This window comes from Nocardia veterana NBRC 100344, assembly GCF_000308855.1.
Lineage (GTDB): Bacteria > Actinomycetota > Actinomycetes > Mycobacteriales > Mycobacteriaceae > Nocardia > Nocardia veterana.
The window spans coordinates 124765-150056 of the sequence record NZ_BAGM01000117.1; the positions used below are offsets into that span (position 1 = coordinate 124765).

The following is a 25292-nucleotide window of genomic DNA, read 5'->3' on the forward strand; positions in this document are numbered from 1 at the left end:
TCACCATCGAACAGCTCGAAATCCTACGCGCCCTGGCCGACGGGCAGCCGGTGGTCGCGATCGCCGCTTCGATGGGCATGACCACCGGCACCGTACGCCGCCGAATCGCTGCCTTGGCGGCGAAGTTCGGGACCCGTAACGATCGCGCCGCCGTGGTCGGCGTCGCCGCGGTGCATGGGCTCATCGAGGTCGGCAACGCCTTGCGGGTCAATGATCTGTCGCCGACGGAATATCGACTGCTCCGGCTCAGATCGGACAATGTCAGCATTTCCGAGTGTGCCGTGGCGCTGGGCGCAACCCAGCCTCAACTGCTCGAAATTCTCACTCGTCTGCGCACCCGCACCGGCTGCCGGACCACCGCTGAGCTGATTGTCCGAGCGGCGCCCTTGCTCGCCGCGGCGGACCTCGGACCGGCCGAGTCCGACCCGGATCGCGGCGAACTTCGCCGGGCCGCGACAGGACTGCCGCGACTGCTGAGCACTGCCGCATTCTGGCTGCTCCGCACCGAAACCCCCGAGCAGGGTCTCGATCATCTGCGAGCCGCGGCCGACCTGTTCGAGATGCTCAGCGCCGACATTCCGGCCATTCGACCGGCCGCGCAGCTCATTCGCGACCTTCACGATCAGCTCGCCGTGGTTCCGAGCGGAGCCGAAGGCGCGGAACGGATGTTCGCGCTGACCTTCGACCGCCTGTTCGCCGACCCGCACACCACCTCCGTCATCGACCGCGCCCTGATGGCCCTCCGTAAGCTCGCCCGGATGCCGGCGGCAGCAGCTGCAGATTTCGAAACACAGTCCACCGCAGCGGGTCTCATCGGGCGCGTGCGTACCACGGTGCTGCTCGCCGCGCTCGGGTGTTCGGTACCGCAAATCGCTCACCTGCTGGCAGTGTCGACGCACACCGTGCACGGCTACGTCGCCCGCGCGGGAGCCGAACTGGGGGCCACCGGTCTCGTCGGCACGGCGCTGGCCGCCGCCCGCCGCGGCTTGCTGCCCCGCTACGAATACCGAATCCGGCCCTCCGCTCCGGTGCTGTTGTCCGACCTGGACCAGCAGATCCTGCAGCTGTCCGCACAGGGTCGGTCCATGCGGGAGATCGCCGCCGAGCTGAACGTCAGCCTGGACCGGGTACGAGGTGCGCATTCGCGGGTAGCGCGGGCATTCGGCACCTCGGGCCGAATCCCGGCACTGCTCGCCGCCGCCGACTACGGGCTCGTCACGCTCGAACCGGTGGCCCGGTCCTCGGACGAATCCACGGCGACACTGTCCCCGCGCCTGGCCGAGGTGCACGAACTGCGGCGCCGCGGCCTGTCGTACGCCGATATCGCGGCGCGACTGGGGATCTCGCGCGATACCGTCCGCGACTACGTGGACCGGATCGAGGGCGCACTCGGCGCTCGGGTCACGACTGCCGAGCCGGCCGACGTGGTCGAGGTGGTCGAGGTGTCCGAGGGTGAAATGCAGCTCTTGCGCATCGCGGCGGACGGCTCGCTGATCGGATCGCTCGGTACCGCGCTCGGAGTCGGTCCGGCGCGCGTCTCCCGGATACTCGCCGAACTGTCGGCGCTCGTCGCATCGGCGACGTCGGTGCGCGTGGCCGGCATACGGCTCGACAACCTGCGGCTCACTCCCCCGCAGGCGCAGAACCTGACGGCGCTGGCCGAAATCGTACCGGGGGCCGGGAGCGAACTGACGGCCGATGAGCTACGCGCCGCCCGAGAACGGCTCGCCGAATTGGAACGGCGGCGGCCCAAGGGCAAGAGCCGGCGCCCTCGAGGAACGGCCGCCACCGGGAAGCCGGCCGCTGCCCAGGTACCCGCATCCGTCGGTCGCGCTGCGCCGACCGATGTCGCCGATGCACTCGGCCTCCCCGGGAGCAGCCGATCCGAATACACTCCCGGACCGACGGCATTGCCCGGCCACAGTGACAACCCGGGCATCGTCTTCGCCGCGGATCCACGTCTCGACGCCGACGCCCGGGCCGACAACGGTGGCCCGGCCGCCACCGGAGCTCCTCGCGCTGTGCTGGATCTGGTTCTCGATCCGGGGACCACCGATCAGGTGCCCGCCGCTCGCGCGCAGCTGCGTGCGCAGCTGCGCGATTGGCGGGACGGTGACGTCGCCGGGAATGCGGAGTTGCTGCTCACCGAGCTTGCTACCGCCGCACTGGACAATCCCCGGGTACAGGCGCGTATCACGGCGACCGTCACCGGCAGCGCGGGCACCCGCCGGTTGCGTATCGAGGTGAGCGGGACAGACCTGCAGGCACGAAACTCGGAGCGTGCCGGGGAGTCGATCTCTGGTGGCTGGGCTCGTGGCTTGTTCCGCGCCCTCGCACATCGCTCCGGAGTCCTCGCCGCGACAGCCGAAGCGCCCGCGGTCGCTTGGTTCGAAATCCACGAAGAGGTGGCGGGACCGAACTATTCGGCCGCGAATTCGATGCGCAGACGCGCGGCGGCCAGGCGGCCGGCCACGGCCGATCCCGCTCTGACGGGACTGATCGACGCGATCTACGAGGGCATCGGCGATCCGAATCGAGTCGGTGACGGCACCATCATGGATGTCGTCCGCAACGAGGCCCGTACCGGTCGGCCCACCCGGAACCGGTGGCATGCGGGTAAGGCCGGAGACCTCATCAACGGCCTGCGCAAGTGGCTGAATGCCACTCCCGGTGCGGCGCAGTCCGATATCGCGATCGCTACCCGTGCGATCGACGAGCTCCGCGCCGCCTTGGCCGAGACCGGCGCACCGGTCGCGGCCGAGCCCTGGCCGGCGCGCACCCACGCCGCGATCACCGAGGAACTCCGCGCGGCCGACGGCCCGATGCGTGCGCACCTGGCCCGCATCCTCGCCCAGCTCGACAAACTGAAACCGGGCGCCGCGCCGGTCGCGCCGGAGCATCGCGCCCGGTTGGAAGAACTCGCCCGTGCCGTCGAGCGCTGGCTGCAGATCGCGCAGACCGATCTCGGCGACGAGCCGTCGGCCGGGCAAGTGCCACATACTGCCACCGCTCGACGAGACCACCTTGCCGAAGCCAACGACAGATATCGGGCCGCGACCGAGGCTCTCGCTCAGCAGGCGGCGAAAGTCGATGCCGCACCGGCCTATTCGTCACTGTGGCGCCGCAGTCAGGCCCCGCTCGAGGGTGTCCGTCTCGACACGCTCGCGCACACCATCGAGGGGCTGGCCGCGGAATCGGCTCGGCTGGAAGCAGATCCGGCGCAGGCAGCCGTACTCCAGCGGATTCGGCACGCCTGGACGGCAGCCTACGAGCTCTGGAATCTCGCGCGACAACCGCACGCCGTGGCCGCTGCCCCCGCCCGCGTCGAAGCGTTGATCTCCTACGCCGACGCGACACGGCGATGGCTGGCCGCGCTGGTGGACCGTACCGATGCGGCGCACAGATCGGCCGCCGAACAGCGTAGGGCTCACGTCGCCGACGACTATCGCGAGGCGGACCGCCGGGTTCGCGAGCTGCTGCGGACCCTGACGGACCAACTCGACGAACCCGTTGAGCCGGTACTCGCTACACCGTCCGAGTCGCCGCCACAAACCCGAGCCGTCGACGGGGAGCCCTGGCTCGACCTGCCACTTCCGGCGCCGCACAAGGAAACCGACCTAGGGCACGCGGCCGGGGTCACCGATATCGGTCGCCGGCCGACCAATCAGGACGACTTCGCCATCGCCACCGCGGTGATCAACGGCGAACAGGTGACGCTGGCCGCGGTCTGTGACGGGACCTCCGGAGAGGCAACCCGTAGCGACCGAGCCGCTGCCGTGGGATCGGCCGCGGCGTGCGCGGTTCTCGAGCAGGAAGCCGCGGCCGTGGCGGCGGGTCGGGCCTGGGATCCGGCGGCCGCCCTGGCAAAGGCCGCGCAGGCGGCTCAGGACGCGGTGCTGCGCCTGATCGCCGAGGAGTTCCCCGGTTGCGATATGCCACCGGTGAGCACGATCGTGCTGACCCTGGTCACACCGACCCAGGTGTTCACCGAATGCGTCGGCGACTCCCGCGCCTATTGGGTTCCGTTGGACCACGGCCCGGCGATCCAGCTGACCACTGACGATTCGGGGCTGGAGAAGTACATCCGCGACATGGGTGTCAGCCCGGAACGGGCCGCGCGCATGCCGCACGCATCCTCGCTCACCCGCGGCCTGGGCGTGAAATACGAATGGCGGCAACCGGAACCGACCGCTCACTCGACCACCGGCCGCGGTGTGGTCGTGCTCGTTTCCGACGGTCCGATCAAGAAGATCGGCACGCCGGATGCGATCGCTGACCAGATCCGTAACCAGCTGGCCCGGACGTCGGGGAATCTCCTCGCCGCAGCACGAGGGTTCGCCGAGGCCGCCATCGATGCCGGCACCCGTGACAACGTCACCGTGGTCCTGATCGCGGGGCCGAGCCGCGCCGAGCACACAGAACCGGCGAGTAAAGCGGCGGCCTCGTCGCCGTGGAGCACACCGCGACCCCGGCCCGTTCGCAATCGGGTGGATCCGCGGACGCTGCCCTGGACCAACTCGCACGCGGACATCGGTCGTGCAGCGCATCGGCCGGCGCGGGCCGGCGGCACACCGCATGCGAAGCAGTCCCCAGCGGGCGAAACCTGGATCGCGAAGCTGCCCGGCAACCGTTTCGCTCCCGAACTGGTTACCGCTGTGGACCCGGACAATCCGTATGGGCCCAACGCGCGCAGCAACCCCAGGCCCGGCCCCGAGCCACCCATCCCCGGCGCAGGTCCCGGCGCGGCGGCACCCGCAGCTGTTTCCGAGGCGACCGCTCCCTCTGCGCAGCCGAGCGTGGGGTGGCGGCAGCCGGCCCGGGGCGCCATGCCGCCCAGTCGGAGCGATATCGCCGACGCCCTGGACATCGCATCACGCCGGGCGGATTCGGACACGGCGATCGGAGCTGTTCCCGGCGGTGTCAAGCCCTGGATCGCCACGCGATTCGGATCCGGCGGGACCGATGATTCTGGACAGTCCCACTCCGAGCGACCAGGCCCCGCTCCGCAACACCCAGCCGACGATCCGCTGTCTCCACCGATTCGCCGCGCGTTGCAAAAAGCTCAGCACCGGGTCGCCGAAGTGACCGCGGAGGCGCTGGCCCCACTGCGGGCGCTGGGCGTGAAAACCGGACCCCTGCATCTGAAGACTGTCGACGCGATCGATCCGCTCATCGATCACCTCGAGGACTGGCGAATGCGGCGGCTGGAGCACACGCTGCGCAGACTTGTCGCGGACGATGTCGCCGCCGCGGTGCTGGACGAGAACGAGCTGTTGGTGAAGGCCGTCGACCACTACCGGAAGCTGCGACCGCTGATCGTCAACGCGCACCGGTACCTGGCAGAGGTCCGCACGGCGCTGTCCGTCCTGGCCGCCCGGGACATCATCCGGGCGCAGGGATTGCAACCGGCGGGCGAGGGCGTGGGAGTCGGAACGGATCGGGTAGTGGTCATCGCGCCGCTCTCCGGGCCGCAGGAGTGGCTCCTGCGCAACGATGTTCGGGCTTGGGCGGCGAAGGCAGGCGTCCCGATCCACTACCGGCACGTGTCCCTGGCCGCGGACGGCACGGTCGTCGACGAGCCCGCATCGCCGACGAACCCCGGGTTCGCCGATGCGACCGGCGACCACTACTACGGTGACGAGGTCGCCCGCTTCTGGATGAGAGACCTCATCGATGAGCGACCGTTCGAAGTGAAGCTCGGTGAGGCTGTCGCGTCCGGAGTGGAGTCGAGAAAACTCCTCAAAGGCGATGAGGGCGACGCCACCATGGCCCGGTCCGTCCATCGCATCGACTTCGAAAACGGGTATATCGCGGTCGCGAAGGTCGTGCGCAATGCCGAGCAGGCCGCCGCCGAGGATCTGGCGCCGACGATCTACGAGAGCGTCGGTGCCGATCCGGTCGCGACCTGCTTGGCCACCGACGTCCCCGGTACCGAAGGGTGGCCGGACCGTGATCACACGATCTTCGCCGAATTCGTGCCGGGCGTCGGCTCGTCGAGACGGTCACCGTATGTGGGGCACGAGAACTGGCACGACTACGTGGCTCTACCCGCCGCCAAGCGACAGCGTCTGGGCGACCTGCTGACCGCCGTGTGGGATCGCTACGAGGGCAAGAACCTGGTGGCCGAATTCAACTTTCTGCTACGCCCCTTCGACTTCAGCAACAGCTTCGCATTCCCTGGGGAACCGGGAGACTCGGCCGAGCATTCCGCTCGACTCGATGGCGACTACCACACGGTGCCGCTCGCAGTGCTGGAGGAATACCGCCGGAATATCGTCGAACGGTGGCAGCGGTTCGAACGCCGGAACAAGAAGTCTTGGCACGAGCGCGTCCTGCAGGAAATGGACGCGGTGGTGAGAAAAGCCCCACCGCCGTCGCCGGACGCGTCCGGACCACGCCCTCTGGACGTGCTGTTGGAGCGGCTCTACACCGAGCTGATCAACAAGCTCCCGCTGTCGCTCCCGGACGATCTACCATCCGTCGTCAACCGCATGTCGGTGGTGGTCCGCCTACGCCGCATGGCCGCAGAAATGTCGGGCGAAGTTGCGGGCGCCGATATCGCGGCGCTCAACCACGTCATCAAGCTCTATCGGGCCGAGTCGATACGAGGCGTGAGCACCGACGATCTCACCGAAGCCGGGCACTTCGAAAACGCCTCCGGCGTCATGCTCGGAGAGGTCTATCTGGACTTCCTGCACGAACGTCTGTCCGACCTCATGCAGGGCGTGCCGTATCCGGCTCTGACCACCCGCTCGGAGGCCGAATGGCAGGCGTGGTTCGACCGCGAGATCGCCGCGACGACCCGTCCGCGCGTGCTGCAGGACTGCATCAATCAGGTGGTCGAGGGACTGCGTGCACTCGGGCACACCGCCGCATCGCTGCGCCCCGGCGAGAACCAATGGCAACATCTCCAGCGGGCGATCGAAGCCCAGCTCGTTGCGACCGAATTCGATTCCGCCGCCGACGAACCCCTCGCGTACGTCCTCGAGGCCGTGGAAAACAAGACCGGCGGAGTCGATACCGCCGTCGTTCTCGTCGACCACGGTGCGGGCGACAGCATGCACACCTATCTGGTCACGAATGTCGACGGCACCGCCGTCATCTTCGACACCGATACGGGTGGGGCCGACCCGCAACAGGTTCCGCGCGTTCGCACCCGAGAGAAGTGGACGCAAGCCCACCGCAGCGCCGACAAGGCCTACGTCGCCTACCTGAAAAACGACAACGGCAGCTTTGCACCGGTTTTCGCCTTCGATGACGAACTCACGACACCACGCTCGGGCGCCGTCACCGGGCCGCCCCGCGGCGCCGAAGAAGCACCGAAGGCGGGCTCCGCGGTCGAGCACAACGCACTCTCTCTGCCGACCGAAGAGCAGATATACGTACTGGCGAACGAAGAACTCCTCACCGAGTTCCCAACGTTGCGGCATGTTCTGACGGCAAGCGAATACCGGGCTCTCGGGAGCGACCGGGGCGTCGAGATGCCCCGCGAGGTGGCCCACGCCCTGCACGATGTCGCGGTCCGGTACGGGCAACAGCTGGAAGGAACCTACAAGACGGTTCACTTGTTCGGCCATTACGCCATCCTCACCGAGAAGGACAGTAGCGCAATCAAGCTGGACTTTTCGGTCTGGCCGGAGATCGAAATGCACGCGGTATTCACCCGAGTCGCGGAAGGGATGGCAGTGCCGGCGCAGGTGCTGTTGCCGCGGGTTCTGCACGTCGAACGGGATACCCAAGGGAAAGTTCTATGGGCGATCCAGGAACGTGTGGAAGGCGGTCCGGTAAAGAATTTCGCTGACCAGGACGTCGGGCCGGCAATCAAGGCGTATCGACAAATACTACGAGCAGTGCCCGTTATGCGGGACCGCGACCTGGAAGTCGCCGGGCAGGCTCCACCCGGAGTTCTTCTCATTCCCGACGACTATCCGGAATCGGGTGATACCGAAGGTTTCTATCGGATGCTGATGGACCATACCGAAAAGGTCTATCAACACTACAACAATTCGGAAGACCCGGCGATGGAGCCGTACCGGGCCATGTTCAGAGAACTGCACTTCCCTCGGTCGATTACCGAAGGATTGGAGCGGTTCATCGACTATCTGCACCCCCGTAGATTTTATGCACTACACGCGGACCTTACGACAGGAAATGTTTGGCGGACGCCCCGCGGCGTGGTCGTCGGTGATCCATTGGGGCTATATGGACCGGAAATATACGAAATTGCCGTAAGCATATACCGATCCCCGGGGAATACCTCGGCCCGGGATGTACCGATAAGTCCGGAGATCGCAGCCTTTTTCGCGTTTCTCGACGTCGCACGAGTCCTGAACGACACGCTCAATCTCATGCAGGAGGCGATGTCGGCCGAGCCGGACCTTAAGAAACTGTACAATGCGGCCCGGTACATCAACACTGCGCTCGGCGCCGCAAATTTCGCTTGGGGAGTGGATACCGCCTTCCCGGTGTCGCCCGACCAGATTGCACGTTCCGCTCTTCGGCAGCGAGTCCTCCGAGACGTGCGGGCCGTGGTCGGCGACGAACGGCTGGCGAATACGATTACTGCCGAGGCATTTACACGGATGGATAGCGGCCCCGGAGCCGTGATCGCCTACGCCCTGGACTTGGCGGCGACCCACTTTTCCGAAACGTCCGACGCCGAAGGCGGGCCGGGCACCCCGCCGACGGCCGAAGCCGGCAATCGTGCGATCGCTCGCGCCCGCGGGCTGCCGGTGTCCGTGACGGACTCCGAGACGACCCGCACCACTGCGGCGCGGGTGAATCCCGAGCATCGGCAAGAACTGCTCGAACTGCTGGCCGCCGGTGCGGATAAACATGCTGTCGTCGACGAGCTGAACCTGAGCTCGGACGAAATCCGTGCGCTCAGAGATGCGGTGGCCCAGGAGTGGGGGATTCGTCCCGAAGAACCGCTGCTGGTCGCCGAAGCGTTCCGGCGCGGCCATCTTCGTCCCGAGCGGGTCGACACCGATGCCGTCGACAGGTTGCGGCCGCCCCAACGCCTGGCCTTCCTGCATCGATCACGGGGCAAATCGATTGCCGAAGTCGCAGCCGCGATGGGCATTTCCACGGCGACAGCTCAGCAGTACCTCAACGAGGGCCGACGAGCGCTGGGCGCCAAAACCGCATCCGAGGCGATGGCGCGGCTCGTCCTCGGTCTCGATGCGCGTGCCGACCGAATCCTGGCGGCTGACCGTCGATCCGCGAAGCAGCGCACCTCGGCAGCGCCGTCAGCGGATGTCGCAGTTGGGCACGACACGGACGGCCCGACCGCGCAGCGACGTGGTGGCGGCGGTCGCACGACACCGCTCCCATGGCAGGAAAGCTATGACCTCGGTACCGAAGTCGACCCGACCACCGGCAGCCCCCATCGGCACACCGCCGCCCACATTTCTCGGGACGCGCCGATGGAAATCTTGGCGTTCAACCGCGACCCGCGTACCGGAAAGCCTTGGCACGCGGGAATATTCGGCAAGAAGTGGGCGCGGCCGGACGCCTCCGCCCACGGCGACAACGAGCAAGCCCCCGCAGCGACCGCCGGTTCCGGCGACGTAAGCCCGATTCCTCGCAACTTCCTGGGCCTACGGCGGCGGACGCACGCCGATATCGGAGACTCTGCCGACCCGAACCGAAATTCCGTCTGGCGACTTCTGACGGATTCCCCGCTCTACCGTCTCGCCGTCGCCAATGATCTTGCCACGGGTATCGGTGATCAACTCACGACGATTGCCACGGGGTTGATCGTTACCGCGGAAGCAGGCCCGGGCTGGGCCGGCGCGATTACTTTCGCCAACTACTTCCCACACATCGTCTTCCAGCCGGTGGCCGGCGCCCTCGCGGGTTCCCATCATCCGAGAAAAATCCTGCCGTTGGTCGGAACACTCGGTTTCGGTGCTTCGGCCTTGGCGACCGCGTTTCTCATCGAGGGAACGCCGTATATGCCCGAAGTGCTGCTCGCAACTTCTGTGGTGAAAGCCGGCGCCAGCGCGGTGTACACCCACAGTTCGAATCAAATGAAACTCCACCTCGCCGGTCAGGAGCGAATTACCGCACACAGCAAGCTCACTCAATACCTCAGTGCGGTTCCGCAGCTGGCAGGTCAAATGCTGGGGACCGGGTTGGTGAGTTTGGGCCGACCGATAGCATCGGCACTCGATTCGGCGGCGTTCGCCTGGAACACGTTGACGGCCCGGAAGTTCCGAGATCTGCCGATACCGATGCGCACGGACACCAGCTGGCGCGGACTGCGGCGAGGTATCGCAGACAGCGTCCAACTGGTACGCAACGATCCGATACTGGTACGCAATATCGAAACGGTCACGGCTGCGAATTTCTTCTATTCCGTGCAGGCCCTCGGCACCGCGACGACAATCGTGGAATCCGATCTGAATTGGTGGCAGGGCGGTGCTCTCTCCGCCGCCTTCCCGATCGGGTTCCAGCTGGGCACCAAGATCGGCTCCGCAGCGCTGAAATACGTCGACGGCTCGGCGCCCCGGCCATCGCGCCGGATCCACCTGCCGACCACAGTGGACGGCTGGCATACCACCCGGATCGTGGGGGTGGCGGCGGCGGGGCTGGTGCAGGCTACCTATACCGGACCCGGCGGGCTTTTCCTCGGCATACTCACCAATATGGCGGCCGTCGGCGCTGCCGGGGTGAATTACATACAATACGCCAATTCGACGATTCCCGCAGAAATGCGCAGCGGTGCCTCCGCGATCATACAAACCCCGAGCCGAGCCGGATCGGCTGTAGGCGGGATAGTCGGTGGGCTGACCCTCGGTGCGATAGGGCTACAGAACACCAACACGATTCTGGCCGGCACGTTCCTCGGCTACGCGGCCACCTCGCTCGCACTGTACGGCCGGCGCAGGAAGCAGCGCACCCGGGAAGAGTTGCTCGACGACTGCCTGGATCGCACGTCCCGGATCATCCACGCCCTCGGAAGGGACGCGGCCGGTCCGCCACGTGGCAAGGACCGAACCCACAAGACTCTGAGTAGACGCATCAAAGCTCGCTTGGTCGAAACCTCGCTTCACACCGATACGGCCGATCCCCTCGAGCCGATCATCGAGGAAGTGAAGAACAAGGACATCACCGGTACCGATACCGCGGTCGTACTGATCGACAACGGTGCCGAAATGCACTGCTACACAATCACCAATACCGGCCCGGGCCGCGCCCTCATCTTCGACACGAATGTCAAGCACTCCGTGCGCCTCGCCGGTGAGCCCGATCGGGAACCGCTGCGTATCCCCCGTGTCCTCGATGCCGACGACTTCACTCAATCGTTTCCCACGATCACCCGTGCCCACGTCGCCCGGTTCTACACAGCCGAGCAGACGGGCGAGCTCCACGACGCCCAGGAGCGTATGCCTCGCGAGGACCGTGGTGAGCCGCCACGAAAGGGGGCCATCACGGGAGAAGCGCGCGACGGCGCCACCGAACCCGCCCGGCCTGCGGGAAGCCGCGGTCGGAACGCTGTCGGAAATGCCACTGCTGACGACTCCGAAACCGTGCATGCCGGCCGCGGTGCGATGCCGGCCAGCGTCGACCTCGCTGCCAGCCTCGACACCGATCCACGCCGCGTCGAGACCGATCCTTCGATCGCCCGCCTTCCGGGCGGCTCGAACCCCTGGACAGTCAACCGCTTCGATCCGCGGAGCCATGACGACTTGCGGCCCGGCCGATCCACGCCGGCTGCGGCGACGTCGTCACCACCGAACAACCTCCAGGTCGGCCTCGACCTACACCACGGAGTTCTGACGCCGGGCGAACCCGACCCCTACCAGCTCGCCGCGGAACTATGCGGTCTCGACTCGAGTTTCGCCTACGTCAGGGATCTCCTGCGCATCGCGGCGGGCCAGTCACACGGCCCGGGCTGGCTCCGCAGCCCCGACTACTGGAAATGGCACCTGGAAAAACTGGCCGAACGCGGCCCCCGCCTGACTGTGCTCGCCGCGTTGTCCGCCGCGGCACTGGAAGCGGAAAAAGCACTGGGTCTGCCCAACACCAGCAACCGCCCGCTCCTCATCGTCCAAGACCGGCCTCGCACGCCCGGCGAAGTACGGAAGAACTACAAATTGGGAACGCTGCGGGGCGACGAGCCGGAGCGGCCCAGTGGACCCGACACGGCGGCGCATGCCAGCATCATCGGCCGCCTCCTGCGCGCATTCTCGGGAGACGAGCTTCCGCAGTACGCGTACTACGAACTGGTGGACCCACGGCCCGTTCTTCAGGTCGACCTCGATTTGACCCGAAAGTTCTTGTCACCGGGCGAGTTCCGGCACTTCAATACGATTCCGCGCAACGGAGTGTTCGGGCTGAACTTCCCGGGCTGTCGCATGCTGGATCGGCAGTTGCCGGCGTACTTCCGCGCGCGGTACGCGGGTGACAGTCTGCTACCCAAGATCGCCTGTCCGGCGGTATACGACCGCTATCTGAACCACTGGGTAGAGCCGTACCTGCTCCGCTGCGCCGAGGAATTGCGGGACGGATTCGCGGATAAGGTCTCGCCGGAAGATCGGATCGCACACTGGTTCACCTCGGTGGTCGCGGATCTGATGGCCGCGCCACCGGATGCCGCTGCCGACATCCTCGACCGAGCGTTGCGCGCCCACCGAGGGCAACATAGTGGTTCCGGGTCGGAACAGGGCCTACTCGAGCAGTTCGTGGCGACAATCGACGAACTACTGGCCGGGGATTACGATTTCGGTCGCTACCTGCGCCGCCGCAATGATCCGGAGATCGCGGGCTACGTCCGGACCGTGCGCGAAACCCTCCTGCAGCGGCATTCCGCGGCCGAGGTCGCCCGCGTGCCGTTCCTCGCCAACATCATCGAGGCGGCGCCGACCGACGCGCCCGGCACCAGCTCGGCTGTCGGCCGCCGGACGGGCGCCGGCGGCCCGCCCCCGGGCCCCGCCACCCGTTTCGCTCCCGAATTCGGCCCGGAAATTCTCGACCGACCCGCCGGCGCGGCCGGCCGTGCGGCGACCGGACATGTTCCCGCGGAACCCATGTGGGCCATGGGGTTCCACCACGATCCGGCCGGGGGCGGATGGCGCTCGTCGAAAGTTCCGGTCCAGCAGCGAAATACGCAGCAAGCGAACAACTCCGCGGCAACAGAGCCCAGCGACGGGGCCGAGGGAACGACGACCGTGCCGAAGTTCCCCGGTCGACCGAGCGAGGACGCGATCGCACTGTTCGAGCGCATTCTCGATGCGCGGAAGGCCGGCGATCCGAGGGAGGCCCAACTTCGGGCGGAAGCGGCACAACTCATCCCCGACCAGGCCGCACGTGCCTATGCCGAACGGTATGTCGAGAATGCGCGCCGAACCGCTGCGCTGGCGGCGGAAGTGGGGATGGCCGCGGAACAACTCGACACCGTGATGTCACAGGAGCTGGAGCAAGCGTTCGACGGCGAGATCGTGCATCGCACCAAATCCGCGACGCTGTTGAATATTCTGCGATCCGGTCGGTTCAAGACGCTTTTCGAGCTCGCCGGACGCGGTGTGCTCGCGCAACTTCCGTTGGCGGACCGGCAGATACTCGAACAATCTCTGTTCGGGTACGGGCCGGATCTCCCGGTGGAACTGCGGCCGGTGCACAGCCGAATCCGCAGGGCTTGGCGGCGGTGGCGCGACGAAGCCGATTCCCCGCTGCTTCAGGAGTACGGCGACGTGGACATCGTTCTGAAGTCCACGGTCCGGGAGCGCACCACGGGCTGCCTCGGCAGTCCGACACAGACTCACGTTATTCCGAGCGCGATCACCGATCCGCGTCCGGAATCCTTCGCTGCGGCACCGACCGCGAATTCCGAATACGGCTACGTCGGCCTCACCGGTGTCGGCCGCAACTACGACGGGGACGATTTCCATCGAAAAGCCCTGGTGCAGGCACAGACCCACGGCGGCGTCACGGTGTCCGACATCGCCTACGTCGTCTTTCACGGGGAACGTCCCAGCCGGGAACTGCAGGAGGCGTTGGCGGCGGCGGGAATTCCATGGATCAGTTCCATCGATAATCCGGGCCCGACGCCCGCGTCGCTCGCCGCCGAATCACGCTCCGCCACCACCGAATCGGCTCGACCGGGTAAGGAAACGCCCTGGCGCACGCGGCCACGCGCCGCCACAGCGTCCGCACCAGGAATCCCGCTGTCGCCGGAGGAAGCGCTCGATCTGCCCCGCAAGAAGTTTCGGAGACGAGCACCCGATCCGAACGCGTATCACCACCGGCCGGATGACGGCATGCCATGGGATCCGGTGATGACGCGCGAACCGGCGGCACAATCGCCGTGGAGCCGACCGAACACCGGCGCGACCGACGCGGCCGCCGCGGTATCACCGCCGGATCGAGCCGAGGCATTGGACCTACCGGCCCCGAAACGCTCCGGGGCGGAAACACGGACGACACCGGGCGACAGGTACGAACCGGGCGTGGAATACCACCATCCGCCCGACGGTGGGTCATGGGAATCCGAACCGCTCACCGCGGCGCAGGCCCGCGAGCTGCGGGACCGGACAGCGGGGCGGCTGCCCGACCGGGAAGATGCCCGCTACCAGGTGTGGGTCCTACCGGATCCGCGGCCGGGGCGGGCTGGTGCATCGGTGTCGGTCCGGGTGGCACGCACCGAGGCCGACGGCGCAGCGAGTCCTCCGGTCGCCGTGGGGGCAGCCCTGCACACGGTCAGCGGAACCGAGGGATCCGCAGCAGACCAGCCGGTGGACGGCATTCGCCTGCCTCGGGAGCTGTACCGCGACGACACCATGCTGATCCGGGAGCATGCGTCCGGGAAGGGGCTGAGCGTCGCGGATTTCATCGGCCCGAACATGACCTTCCGGGCAGATCTGGCGGACGAACTCTTCGACCGCTTGGTCCCCCCGCAGGCGGCCGGCTCCGATACCACGTTGACGAGTTGGGAGCGACGGATACACCACTCCCTTCGGGTCGCCGAGGCGCGAATCGCCGCGCTCGGCGTGGGCTCGGAGCTTCTGCCGATCTCGACGTTGACCGAGACCTTCCGTCCCTTCAACAGAACCGAGGATCCGGCGATCTCCCTCCACGCCCCGGCCGTCCTGGCCGATCTGCTGGCGAACGAGGGCGGCGCGCCGGTCTGGGTCGGATCCGATTTCACCGAAGCCGGTCCGCCCTCGTGGGCATACGCCACTTTCCTCACCCGGAACCCGTGGCCGCCCGAGGTCCACGCTCAGGTCCGCGAGTGGTGCCTGCGCCGGCTGCAGGACCATCACGACGCTCCGGGCACGACGACAATGGCCGGCTTCTTCAACCACGTCGCGATCGATACGCGGCTCACATTGCTGCGCAGAGCTTTTCAGCTCCCCCAGGAGATCGTCCGCAACACCACCCAGCGGTCCGCCGCCCTGGCCGAGCTCGGCAGATACCTCACGATATCGAGCGGCGAAACCGACCATGTCGGCTCCTTCGAAACGGGCAGCCGGCGCCTCCTGGACCAGCTGTGCGCGCTCGCGGCGCGCGGCTGGGCGCGGCCGGAACATCGTGCCGAGGTCGTCCCCCGGTTGGGCGAGCCGCTACCGCCACGACTCGGCCGGCCGATCCGCGAGCTCCTGGAGAACGATGACGATCCCGAGGCGCTGCTGGCGGCGATCCAGCCCTTGCAACAGACCACCGGCACGCACCGGCTGAACGTGCTGCGCGCGTACAACCTTCCCCTGCGATGGAACCCGCCGCGGGGACGCGCCGAAGACGTGGTGGCATCCATCGGACTGCGGGCGACCGTGATGATCGGCTGCGCCGAATTCGGCGACGTCCGTGATATCGCTTTCGAACTCGAGGCCGACGGCACGGTGACCGCCTATATCGCTCCTGTCACCGCCGCGCAGTTCATCCCGGAGTATCGAACCGCGCGCGGCGGTGCGGGCCGGGGCTCGTTCATCGACATGATGCGACATCTCGCGCGGACGGCCGGCGCGGACCGGCTCGCGCTGAAGGATGATCCCGCATGCCACGGGCTGTACGACCGAGAATGCTTGCTGGACGCGGGCTTCACACCGATGGCCCACGATGGGTCCTGGCTGAGTGAGCCCTGCCGCACCCCGGTGCCGCTGGACGAAGGCGGAACGCCGGCGCTCAGCCAGCGCCTGACCCGCGATCAGGTCCTCCAGTTGATGGGCCGGGTGAGCGTCACCCATCCGGACGAGTACGAAAATCAGTGCGGCGTCTGGTATCTGCCGCTGAACCCGGCTCAGGATCCGAACGGCCCGATGGTGGCGGTCCGGGTGTATCTGCCCGAGGCCCAGCAACTCGGATTCGACCTCGACGAACTGGCGGTCTCGGCACCGGACGCCTCCGATATGTTCCACGCCGCCGGAGTCCGCGGTCCGCGCTTGCTCTACGACTCGCAGTCCGGTTCCACGGCGCCCGGATATCCGACCCGGGTCAGCATGCACGAGTACGTGCCCGGTGAGCCGGTTACACCCGAGGAAGGCTGGCAACGGACGACCTCGGACGCCGAGCATGAGCTGGATCGGCTGCACAGCATGCCGGTAGCGGATTCGTATCTGACACAACACTATTGGGATCGCGTGCAGCAGGATCGAGTGCGCCGCCTGGAGCGCGCCGATACCGATCGCCGGTTGGACGCGCTGACCGGCGGCGTGCCCCTGTTCGCGACCTGGCTGCCGCTGCCGGAGGAAGCGTCGGCCGGGGCGATGGGGTTCACCCACGGCAACCCGATCCGTCGCAAGATGCGTCGTGGCGCGGACGGCCGCATCGGCTTCACCGACGCCAAATCCGCCCAGTACGCACCGATCGCGTGGGATTGGGCGCGGTACTACCTCATCAACGACTGGGCCGACGACGCCGAACGCGAACAGGTCTACCGCTACATTCTGGAGAAGCTGGAGTCGCAGTACGAAGCCGAATACCCCGGCACCGTGGACGATTTCAAACGGTATGTCCAACTGGAGGCACGCAAATCGCTGGCCGGCGACGCATACCGGCTTCCCAAGAAGATCGCCGCCGGCATTGTATCGGTCGACGATGTGGTCGACGACTTCCATCGCAATGTCGAATTGGTGAGCCTCGGTGGCGTACGACGCACCGCGGGCTGGAAACCGTTGACCCGGGAACAGGTTCGTGAACTCCTGCTCGAGTGGTCGCGCCGCGAACTGCAGTCACACATGCCGGGCGCGCCCGCGGCGGTCAGCCCGCCGGTCCAGGAGGCGCCCAACACCCAGGCGGTGGAGGGTTGGGTGCGGCGGCTGTTCGCGACCGCGCTCCCGGAGCCGGGTGTACGCGCGGAACCGGAAGAGGCGCGAACGGCCTTGGCGGCGGTGCAACGATGGGACGGTTCGCTGCGGCTGGAGCCGGCTCGCGCCCGGCTCGAGTACCCGGGCTACGGCGACATCCACGCGCGTCTGTACATCGACGCCGTGGTCATGGAAGGCACGCGCGCATACGACGACGTCGTGATCCGCTTCGAGCTGGATCGGTCCGGCCGGATCACCGCGGTCTGCGAAGGAGCGGACACGTCCATCGTGATCGACTCTCTCGTGCTGAAGTTCGTGCGGGATGCGGGGGCCGACCGGCTCTGCCTGCGGGTCACCGACGGAACGGGGGCCGCGCGTGCCGGATTCGATTGGGACAGCGACCATCTGGATGAGATTCGGCCGGCCCTGCGCGCCGCCGTCGAACGCGTGGTCGCCGATCTCACCTACCGTGGCGCACCGATCCCCGACCATGTCACCGAGGCTCAGCGGCTGCTGCGCGAAGGCGGCGTGCCGAATCCGCGACAGCTGCTCGATCTCGGCCTGGACCCCGCCGCGGTCGCGCCGCACTGGTGGGGCTTCCTGGACCTGCACACCGTGGCCGACGCCGGCGACGCCGTCTGGACACCGACCGGAACGCTACCGGTCGAACCGCCGGTGAATCCGCCGCCACTCGGCCCGTCGCTGATGGAGGTCATCGAAAGCGAAGGCGTCGGAGTGCTGCCGGCCGAGGACGTGGCCCGCATCACCTTGCGCGCGTCGCTCCGGGCCGCCGACTACCACGGCGCCAACAACTGGGCCTGGAGCGACCGGGACGGGTCGGGCAGCCCCGTGATCCTGCGTCGTGCCATGGACACCAGCTCCGACAAGGACCTCACCCGCAACCCGCGCCGCACCGGCACCGACGGGCGCTGGTTCCGTCCGCTCGACTTCGATGCGTTCGACGCGGTGGACCTGGCAGCGACGGCCGTCGAGGTCCCGAAGGTGCTGCACCGGCAGGGCCGGGACCGGATCGAGCAACGGATCGGGGGCCGCACTCCGGCACCGGAGTCGATGGACCGGGAATCGATGGAACGTCTGCTCGACCAGATGTTCACCGCGAAACGAGCACTACTGAACATCCGGGTGCCCGAACATCTGCGGGTGCGGTCGGTGACCGAACATCTGTACCTCTACCTGGACAAACAGCGGGAGAAGTACCGGAATCGAGCGGACTGGCTCGACAGCCTGTGCGCCGTCGCGCCGCATGAAGCGTGGTCGCCGGATACCGACGACGAGGTGTGGCAGCCGAGCCTCAACCACAACGACATGACGCTGAGCAACATCCGGATCGATCGAGACGGCAACATGACGCTGATCGACTGGGACAATGCGGCGATCACCCATCCGCTGTGGGACTACGTCACGATTCTGTGGACCATGTGGCCGGCGGAGCTGGTCGACGCGGTGGAAGCCAAGATCAGGGCCGAGGTCCGCGACCTGTTCGGAGCGCGGGGGGAAGTAGAACTGGACCGGCTGCTCACGATGGCGTGCCTGGACTCCCTCTACGGCGATTCGAAGTACTTCGTCGAGCAGATCGCCGAAGACCCCAGCAAAGCGGATACGTTGATCCAGCGATTCGATTCCGATTACCGGCGGTTGTGCCGGTTGCGTGGCTGGGAGCCGGCGGACTCCACCGTTGTCCGCGGCCTGATTCTGTCCGATGTCAACGCGCGCCGGAGGGCGGCCGGACTGGAGCCGCTGCCGAGGCCCGATCGGCCGGTGGGCGGCGCAGCGACCGCGGCTTCGAGCCCAGCGCTTCCTTCGGCGGCCGAGCCGGGTGACGCTGCCCTGCTCGGGATCGCCGACGACCTCGTGGACAGAACCTACGGCACTCACCGATACCAGCTACGCCTCACCGCGGCGAAGCTCACCGGAACCGGAGCGGATCGCTGCCTGACGGTGGCCGCGACCATCGTTGCGGGCGATGGCAATCGGCACGAATCCGGGCGCAGGCGGCTCGACGAAGCCGGCGATATGCGGTTCCACATCCGCCCGTCAACGGACGGCCGCTGCATTGTCACATTCGACCATCTGGTGATCGACCAGAATTTCACCGGCCACGGGTTCACCAAGGACTTCATCCCTCGGCTGCGAGCGGCCGTCGGCACCGGTGGCCGGGTCGTCATGCCCGTGCACGGCCGCGTCGGCCTGCACGTCGCCGCGCGGCACGGTCTGCGGCTGGATCCCGACCCGGCCCATCTCGCCGAATCCCGCCGCAACACCGCACAGGTCCTCACCGCTCACGGCTGCCCGGTGGTGGCCGATCCGATGCTCGACCGGTTCGATCGCCCGGCCGAGGCGCATCCCGCTCTCGCCGAACTGGCCGACTACTTCGAGGATCTGCCCCGCCACTGGCCGACCGACCATCGCTGGTGGGGCGTGTTGGACGGCGGTCTCGCGACCGACACCGCGGCGGAGCCGGAACAGCGGCCGGCCACGCCGCGCGTCGCGCCCCGGCGTCCGGAAGCGGCCGACCCGATTCTCACCGAATCGGTGATCGATCTGCTCGCCACGATGGTGAAGAGCCGGTCTTCGTTCACCGGGAACTACCGTGGCGTCTGGGTCGTCACCATGCCCAACGAGGAGAAGGTGGTCGTTCGGGTCGCGACCCAGACGGCGAATCCCGACTTCGACCCGCGCATCGGCTTGGTGGTCGGCGAGCAGGCCGCCGAGCGCCTGTTCCGCAGTGCGGGGGTCCGGGTCCAGAAGCTCTACCACGACGGTCTGCACGACCCGCACCCCGAACGCTACCTGTACTACGAATTCATCGACGGGACGAATCCGTCGCCCGACGAGCCGTGGCAGCCGCTGGCCGAAAAGCTGTTCGACGCACTCGATCACGCGCACGCACTGCATCCGCAGGATTGGAACGATCCCGAACTCGTCGCCACCATGCCCGCCGACCGCGTCGAATGGGAGCGGCGCCTGGTCCGCGAGATCGAACGCATTCCACTGGAGTACGACGACACCGCCGAACCGCAGCATCGGTTCCGGTTCCATCGCGAGTTGCGGATGCCCGGCCTCCGCGAAATCTTCGACATCCGACCGCAATCCGCCGACGATGTGCAACTCGGCACCCTGCACGGCGATCCCACCCTGGGCAACATCCTGCGCCGCCGGGACGGCGAATTCGCGCTGATCGACCTGGAGTTCGTCCAGCCGGGACCACCGGTTTGGGACTACGTGGCGTTCGCGTCGCGCGGTTCGTGGTCGAATCCCGAGGTGCGGGCAGCCGTCGAGAACTGGTGCCGACGCCGGATCCTGCGCAAATACGGACGTGCCGCCGCGGCGGACTTCGACCGCTATCTGCTGTTGGAGGCATGGAAATCCGTTGCGGGCGACAGTAATCGATTGACGAAACGGGTCGCCGAGAATCCGGCCTTCGCCGAGGAAGCGGCGCGCATATTGCACCGCAACATGTCTCGGGTACTGGCGCAGGTCGGCCGCGAGCCGCAGTCCGTACCGGAGCTTCGCGACCTGCTGCTGAAATGGTCGCGTCAGCTGGTCAACCTTCCCGACGAACTGCGCTCCGACAGCACCGCAGACACCGCTGCGCCCTACCCGACCGAGGCGGCGCGGCTACCGCGGCTGGACCTCCGCACGCTGTTGCGCGCGGGCGGCGAAGATCTGCGTGCCGCCGAAGACCGGCTGCGGGAGGCGCTCCCGACCGTCCGGTGCGCCGACGGTCCACCGCGCCTGGAACCCGCCCGCGCGTGGTTCGAACCGATCGATGCCGATGCGGCCGGTGATCTCGTGAGCAGAATCGTGATCCGCACCGAACTGATGGCCGGCCCGTACGAATACGGCACCGTGCACGTGCGCTTCGACCTGGACCGCTCCGGACGGATCACCGCCCATCCGGAGCCCGCGCCCGGCTCGGACGAATTGGCGCGCGAATACGGCGGCCCGTACCTCCTGGGCGTCTGCGAGGATCTGGCTCGCCGTCTGGGCGCCGACGCACTGGAAGTGCGGGTTTCCCACGACGAGGGCCCGCGCGCGGCCGCCAACGGCTTCGGGTGGTCGACCGACCCGGCAAAACGTGCCGAGACGGCGCGCGCGATCCGGGCATCGACGAACAATATGCGGGGCGGCGACGACAGCGCCGCCGCCCTCGGGGATCCGGTCCCCCCGCTGCCCGACACCCCGCAGGACGCGGTCCGGCAGGCGGGCCCGCTGGTACTGCACACCGAGTGGTGGGCCGGTAAGGACCTCACCGATCCGGCTCTCCCGGCGACGCCGATCGAGCTCCGCCCGCGCATCCGGCCGCGGCGCCTCGACCCGCTGCCCGATATCACCGAAGCCGTACAGACAGGACGTATGAACCTCGAACATGCCGCGCAGATCGCGGTCACCACAGCGATGCTCCGCGCCGACGGCATCGGTCACCACATCAGCTACTGGTGTGTCCGCGGTCCCGACGGTGAACAGTACAAAGTTCGGCAGGTGACGGCGAAGCCCGGTGGCAAGGACCTGGGTGCCAATCCCACACATCCGAAACTGCTGGACCGGGAACGGGAACTGCATCGCATCCCGCTCGACGACGAGGACTATGCCGAAGAATTGGCCCACCGGGCCGGGGTGTTGATTCCGGAAACGGTGGCGCAGTGGGGCGATCGCTCGATCCGCCGGATGGGCGAAGGCGAGGTTCCCACCGTCGACGATGCGAACTGGGAACACCTCCTACGCGGCGTGCTGGCACAACTGCGCCGGCTGCAGTCCCTCGAATTGCCGGCGGAGTTGCAGGTCCGCACCCTGGCCGAGCACGAACATCTGTACCGGAGTATGCAGCGCATCAAGTACGAACAGCGTCATCCGCTGCTGGACCTGATGCGAATCCCGATGCCGAACGAGATCTCGGTGCCCGGCGATACCACCTGGGAGGCCGGCCTCAGTCACGGAAACGTGACCACGCGCAATCTGTGGGCCCGTCCCGATGGCGAAGTGCTGCTGGACAATTGGAATCTCGCGAGCGTGCGCCACAAGCTCTGGGACTACGTGACCATCTTCTGGAGCCCGTGGCCGCCGGGGCGCGTCGACCAGGTGCGGGAACTGGTCGAGGCCGAAATCCGGGAGCTGTACGGCGAATCGGGCGTGCGGGAATTCCGGCGGTTGCGCGCCATCGCCTGCCTGGATTCGCTGTACTCCGACTCCAACGATTTCGTGGCGAAGATTCGTCGTGACCGCCGCGCGGCCGCGACGCTGGCCCACCGGTTCTACTCCGACTACCGAACCCTGTGGGAGTACGCCGAGGACACCGGGACCTGGTCGTCGCGAGGTGCCCGACCGCTCAGTTACGAGCAGGTCTACGACCTGCTGATGCACGCAGCCGATCCCACGCACCGCCCGGCCCACCTTCCGGAGCTCGATTTCGACACCCGCACCGCGACGGCTCGGGCCCAGCAGGCGGGCGGGTCGCCGGTACCCGATCTGTCCGCGGTTCCGACCTTCTCCGAACTGTTCGCCGCCCCGCCCCCGGAACACGCACTGCTGTCGCGACTTTCGGGTTTGCAACAGCGCTACGGGGACCTCGAGTTCGTCCTGAACCGCGTCGAGTACCTGCGCAGCGACGGAGTGCCGACCGGGGTGCGGATTCGCGGGGTCATGACGGTGCCAGGCCGAGATCGTCCGGTCGAGGCCGGCGATATCGATCTCTCGATCGGGCTCGACGACAGCGGCCGGCTCACCGCGCGATTCGGCCGCCTGTGGGTGGAGCCGTGGCTGGGGCCGATCGGGGCCGGCCGCCACCTGGTCCCGGCGCTGCGGGACTACCTGCGCCGCTCCGGAGTCGAGGCGGTGACGTTCCCGGTGCGCGGACGGCGCGGGGCCGCGGCCGCGATCCATCACGGACTCGACTGGAACGGTGCCAACGACCCGGAGTTGCTGGCCACCCACATGTGGGCATTGGCGAGCCGGATCCGGGTGGGCATCGCACTGGCCGGGCATCCGGCGCAGCTGCCACCGGAGCTGGAACGAACCCTGCAGCTCCTGGAGAACCCCGCTCCGGACGCCAACTACCCGACCTTGGCGGAGATCGCCGCGCAGATCGAGCGCGCCCAGCGACTCCAGCAGTTGCCGTCGGAACTGAACATGGCCGAGTTCTTCGACGGGGTGCATTGGCAGGGTCGCACCGCGCCCTGACGTCCGTACCATGGACTTCATGACCGAACAGGACATCCTTGCGCATATCCAGGACCTGGTGAAGCAGGAGCATCAGCTGCGGTCCAAGGCCACCAGTGGCGAGCTCGATCCCGAGACGGAGCGGGCGAAACTGGCCGATCTCGAGGTGATGCTGGATCAATGCTGGGATCTGCTGCGGCAGCGGCGGGCCCGCATCGACCAGGGCGCCGATCCGGACGAGGCGCAGGCCAACCCCGTCAAGCAGGTCGAGGGGTACCTGCAGTAACAGTTACCATCGGGAGATGGTAGACATCACGACCGCCGACGGCGTTGTCCGCGGTCTCCGACGGCGCCGGATCGCGCAGTGGCGGTCCATTCCGTATGCCGCACCGCCGGTCGGTGACCTGCGCTTCCGCGCACCGCAACCGGTTCGTAGCTGGACCGGTGTGCGAGCGGCGACCCAATACGGATACGCCGCCATGCAGCAGCGCGACGGCGCCCGGATCGGACCGCGCAAACCCCAGCCGACCAGCGAGGACTGCCTGACCCTGAATGTCACCGCGCCCGCGGAGCCGGCGACCGCCCCGCGCCCGGTCATGGTGTTCATCCACGGCGGCGGCTATGTTCTCGGCACCTCGGCGCTGCGCCTGTATTCGGGTGCCCGGCTGGCGCTGCGCGGTGACGTGATCGTCGTATCGTTCAACTATCGGCTGGGTGCGTTCGGCTATGTCGATTTCAGTGAATTCGCCACGCCGCAAAGGCCTTTCGAATCGAACCTGGGTCTGCGCGACCAGGTTGCGGCCCTGAACTGGGTGCAGCGCAATATCGCGGCCTTCGGTGGTGATCCGAACAATGTGACCATCTTCGGTGAATCGGCCGGAGCGCACGCCGTGGTCAGCCTGCTCGCCACCCCGGCGGCGGCCGGCCTGTTCCACCGCGCCATCGCGCAGAGCGCGCCGGCGGACTGGTCGCTCACCGCCGAGGAGGCCCGCATCTTCGCCCGCCGCTGCCTCGACAACCTCGGCGTCGCACCGGAACAGGCGGCGCAGGCGTTGATCTCGGCCGGTGCCAACGATATTCGCAAGGCGGTCGACCGGGCGATCGGTGATGTGCTGTGGCGGCAGCCGGGCAGTTTCCCGGCCGCACCCGTCGTCGACGGCGACTTCCTGCCGATGGACCCGATCGACGCGATCGCCGCCGGGAAGGCCCACGCCGTACCGCTGATCATCGGCACCAACCGGGACGAGGCGACGCTGTTCAAGCGGTTCGACCGCACCCTGCCGACGACGCCGGAACAATTGCACGTGGCGTTGTCCCGGTGTGGCGGCGCCGATCTCGAAAAGCGTGTGGTGGCAGCCTATCCCGGTTATCCGTCGCGCCGCGCGGCGCTGCGCATGGGCGGGGATTTCGTCTTCTGGCGGCCCACGGTCGAGGTGCTCGAGGGTCACAGCCGGCATGCGCCGACCTACGCCTACCGCCTCGACTTCGCCCCGCGCACGGTACAGCTGGCCGGATTCGGCGCCACCCACGCCCTGGATCTGATCCCGGTCTTCGGCGGCGTGGACAGTCCGATCGGCCGGAGTTTGACCGCGGCCGGCGGCTATCGGGACTTTCTCGCGGTGCAACGCGAGTTCCAGGACAACTGGCTGTCGTTCGCGCGCAAGGGCGAACCGCTGCCGTCCTGGCCGCAATACTCCGAACAGCGGCGCAGTACCCGGATCATCGACAGCCCGGCGCGGGTGGAGGTCGATCCCGATCGCACGAAACGTATCGCCTGGCAAGGGGTTCGGGTTCCGGCCCTGATGTGATATACTCGGTCCGGGCGAGAGGTCTCGCCCGGACCGGCGGGGCGGGAGCCGGAATCTTCGT

3 protein-coding genes (1 of these 3 running past the window's edge) are annotated in these 25292 nt (G+C 67.5%); all 3 read left to right on the forward strand.

Features of this window, described 5'->3' with window-relative positions:
* Tightly spaced (at most 19 nt apart), the 3 genes in view from ON37_RS22515 to ON37_RS22525 form a layout consistent with a single transcriptional unit that may run on beyond the window.
* Positions 1-23444: the 3' end of an MFS transporter gene (locus ON37_RS22515; RefSeq protein WP_083893209.1), read on the forward strand. It extends 37957 nt beyond the left edge of the window; the window shows 23444 of its 61401 coding nt (coding positions 37958-61401); its start codon lies off the left edge, out of view; its stop codon occupies positions 23442-23444.
* 19 nt (positions 23445-23463) lie between these two features.
* Positions 23464-23709, forward strand: coding sequence for a DUF2630 family protein (locus ON37_RS22520; protein ID WP_040722109.1), 246 nt, complete (start codon positions 23464-23466; stop codon positions 23707-23709).
* A gap of 16 nt (positions 23710-23725) precedes the next feature.
* A complete protein-coding gene (locus ON37_RS22525) occupies positions 23726-25231 on the forward strand; it encodes a carboxylesterase/lipase family protein (protein WP_040722031.1) in 1506 nt (501 codons plus the stop codon).
* Positions 25232-25292: the final 61 nt, after the last annotated feature.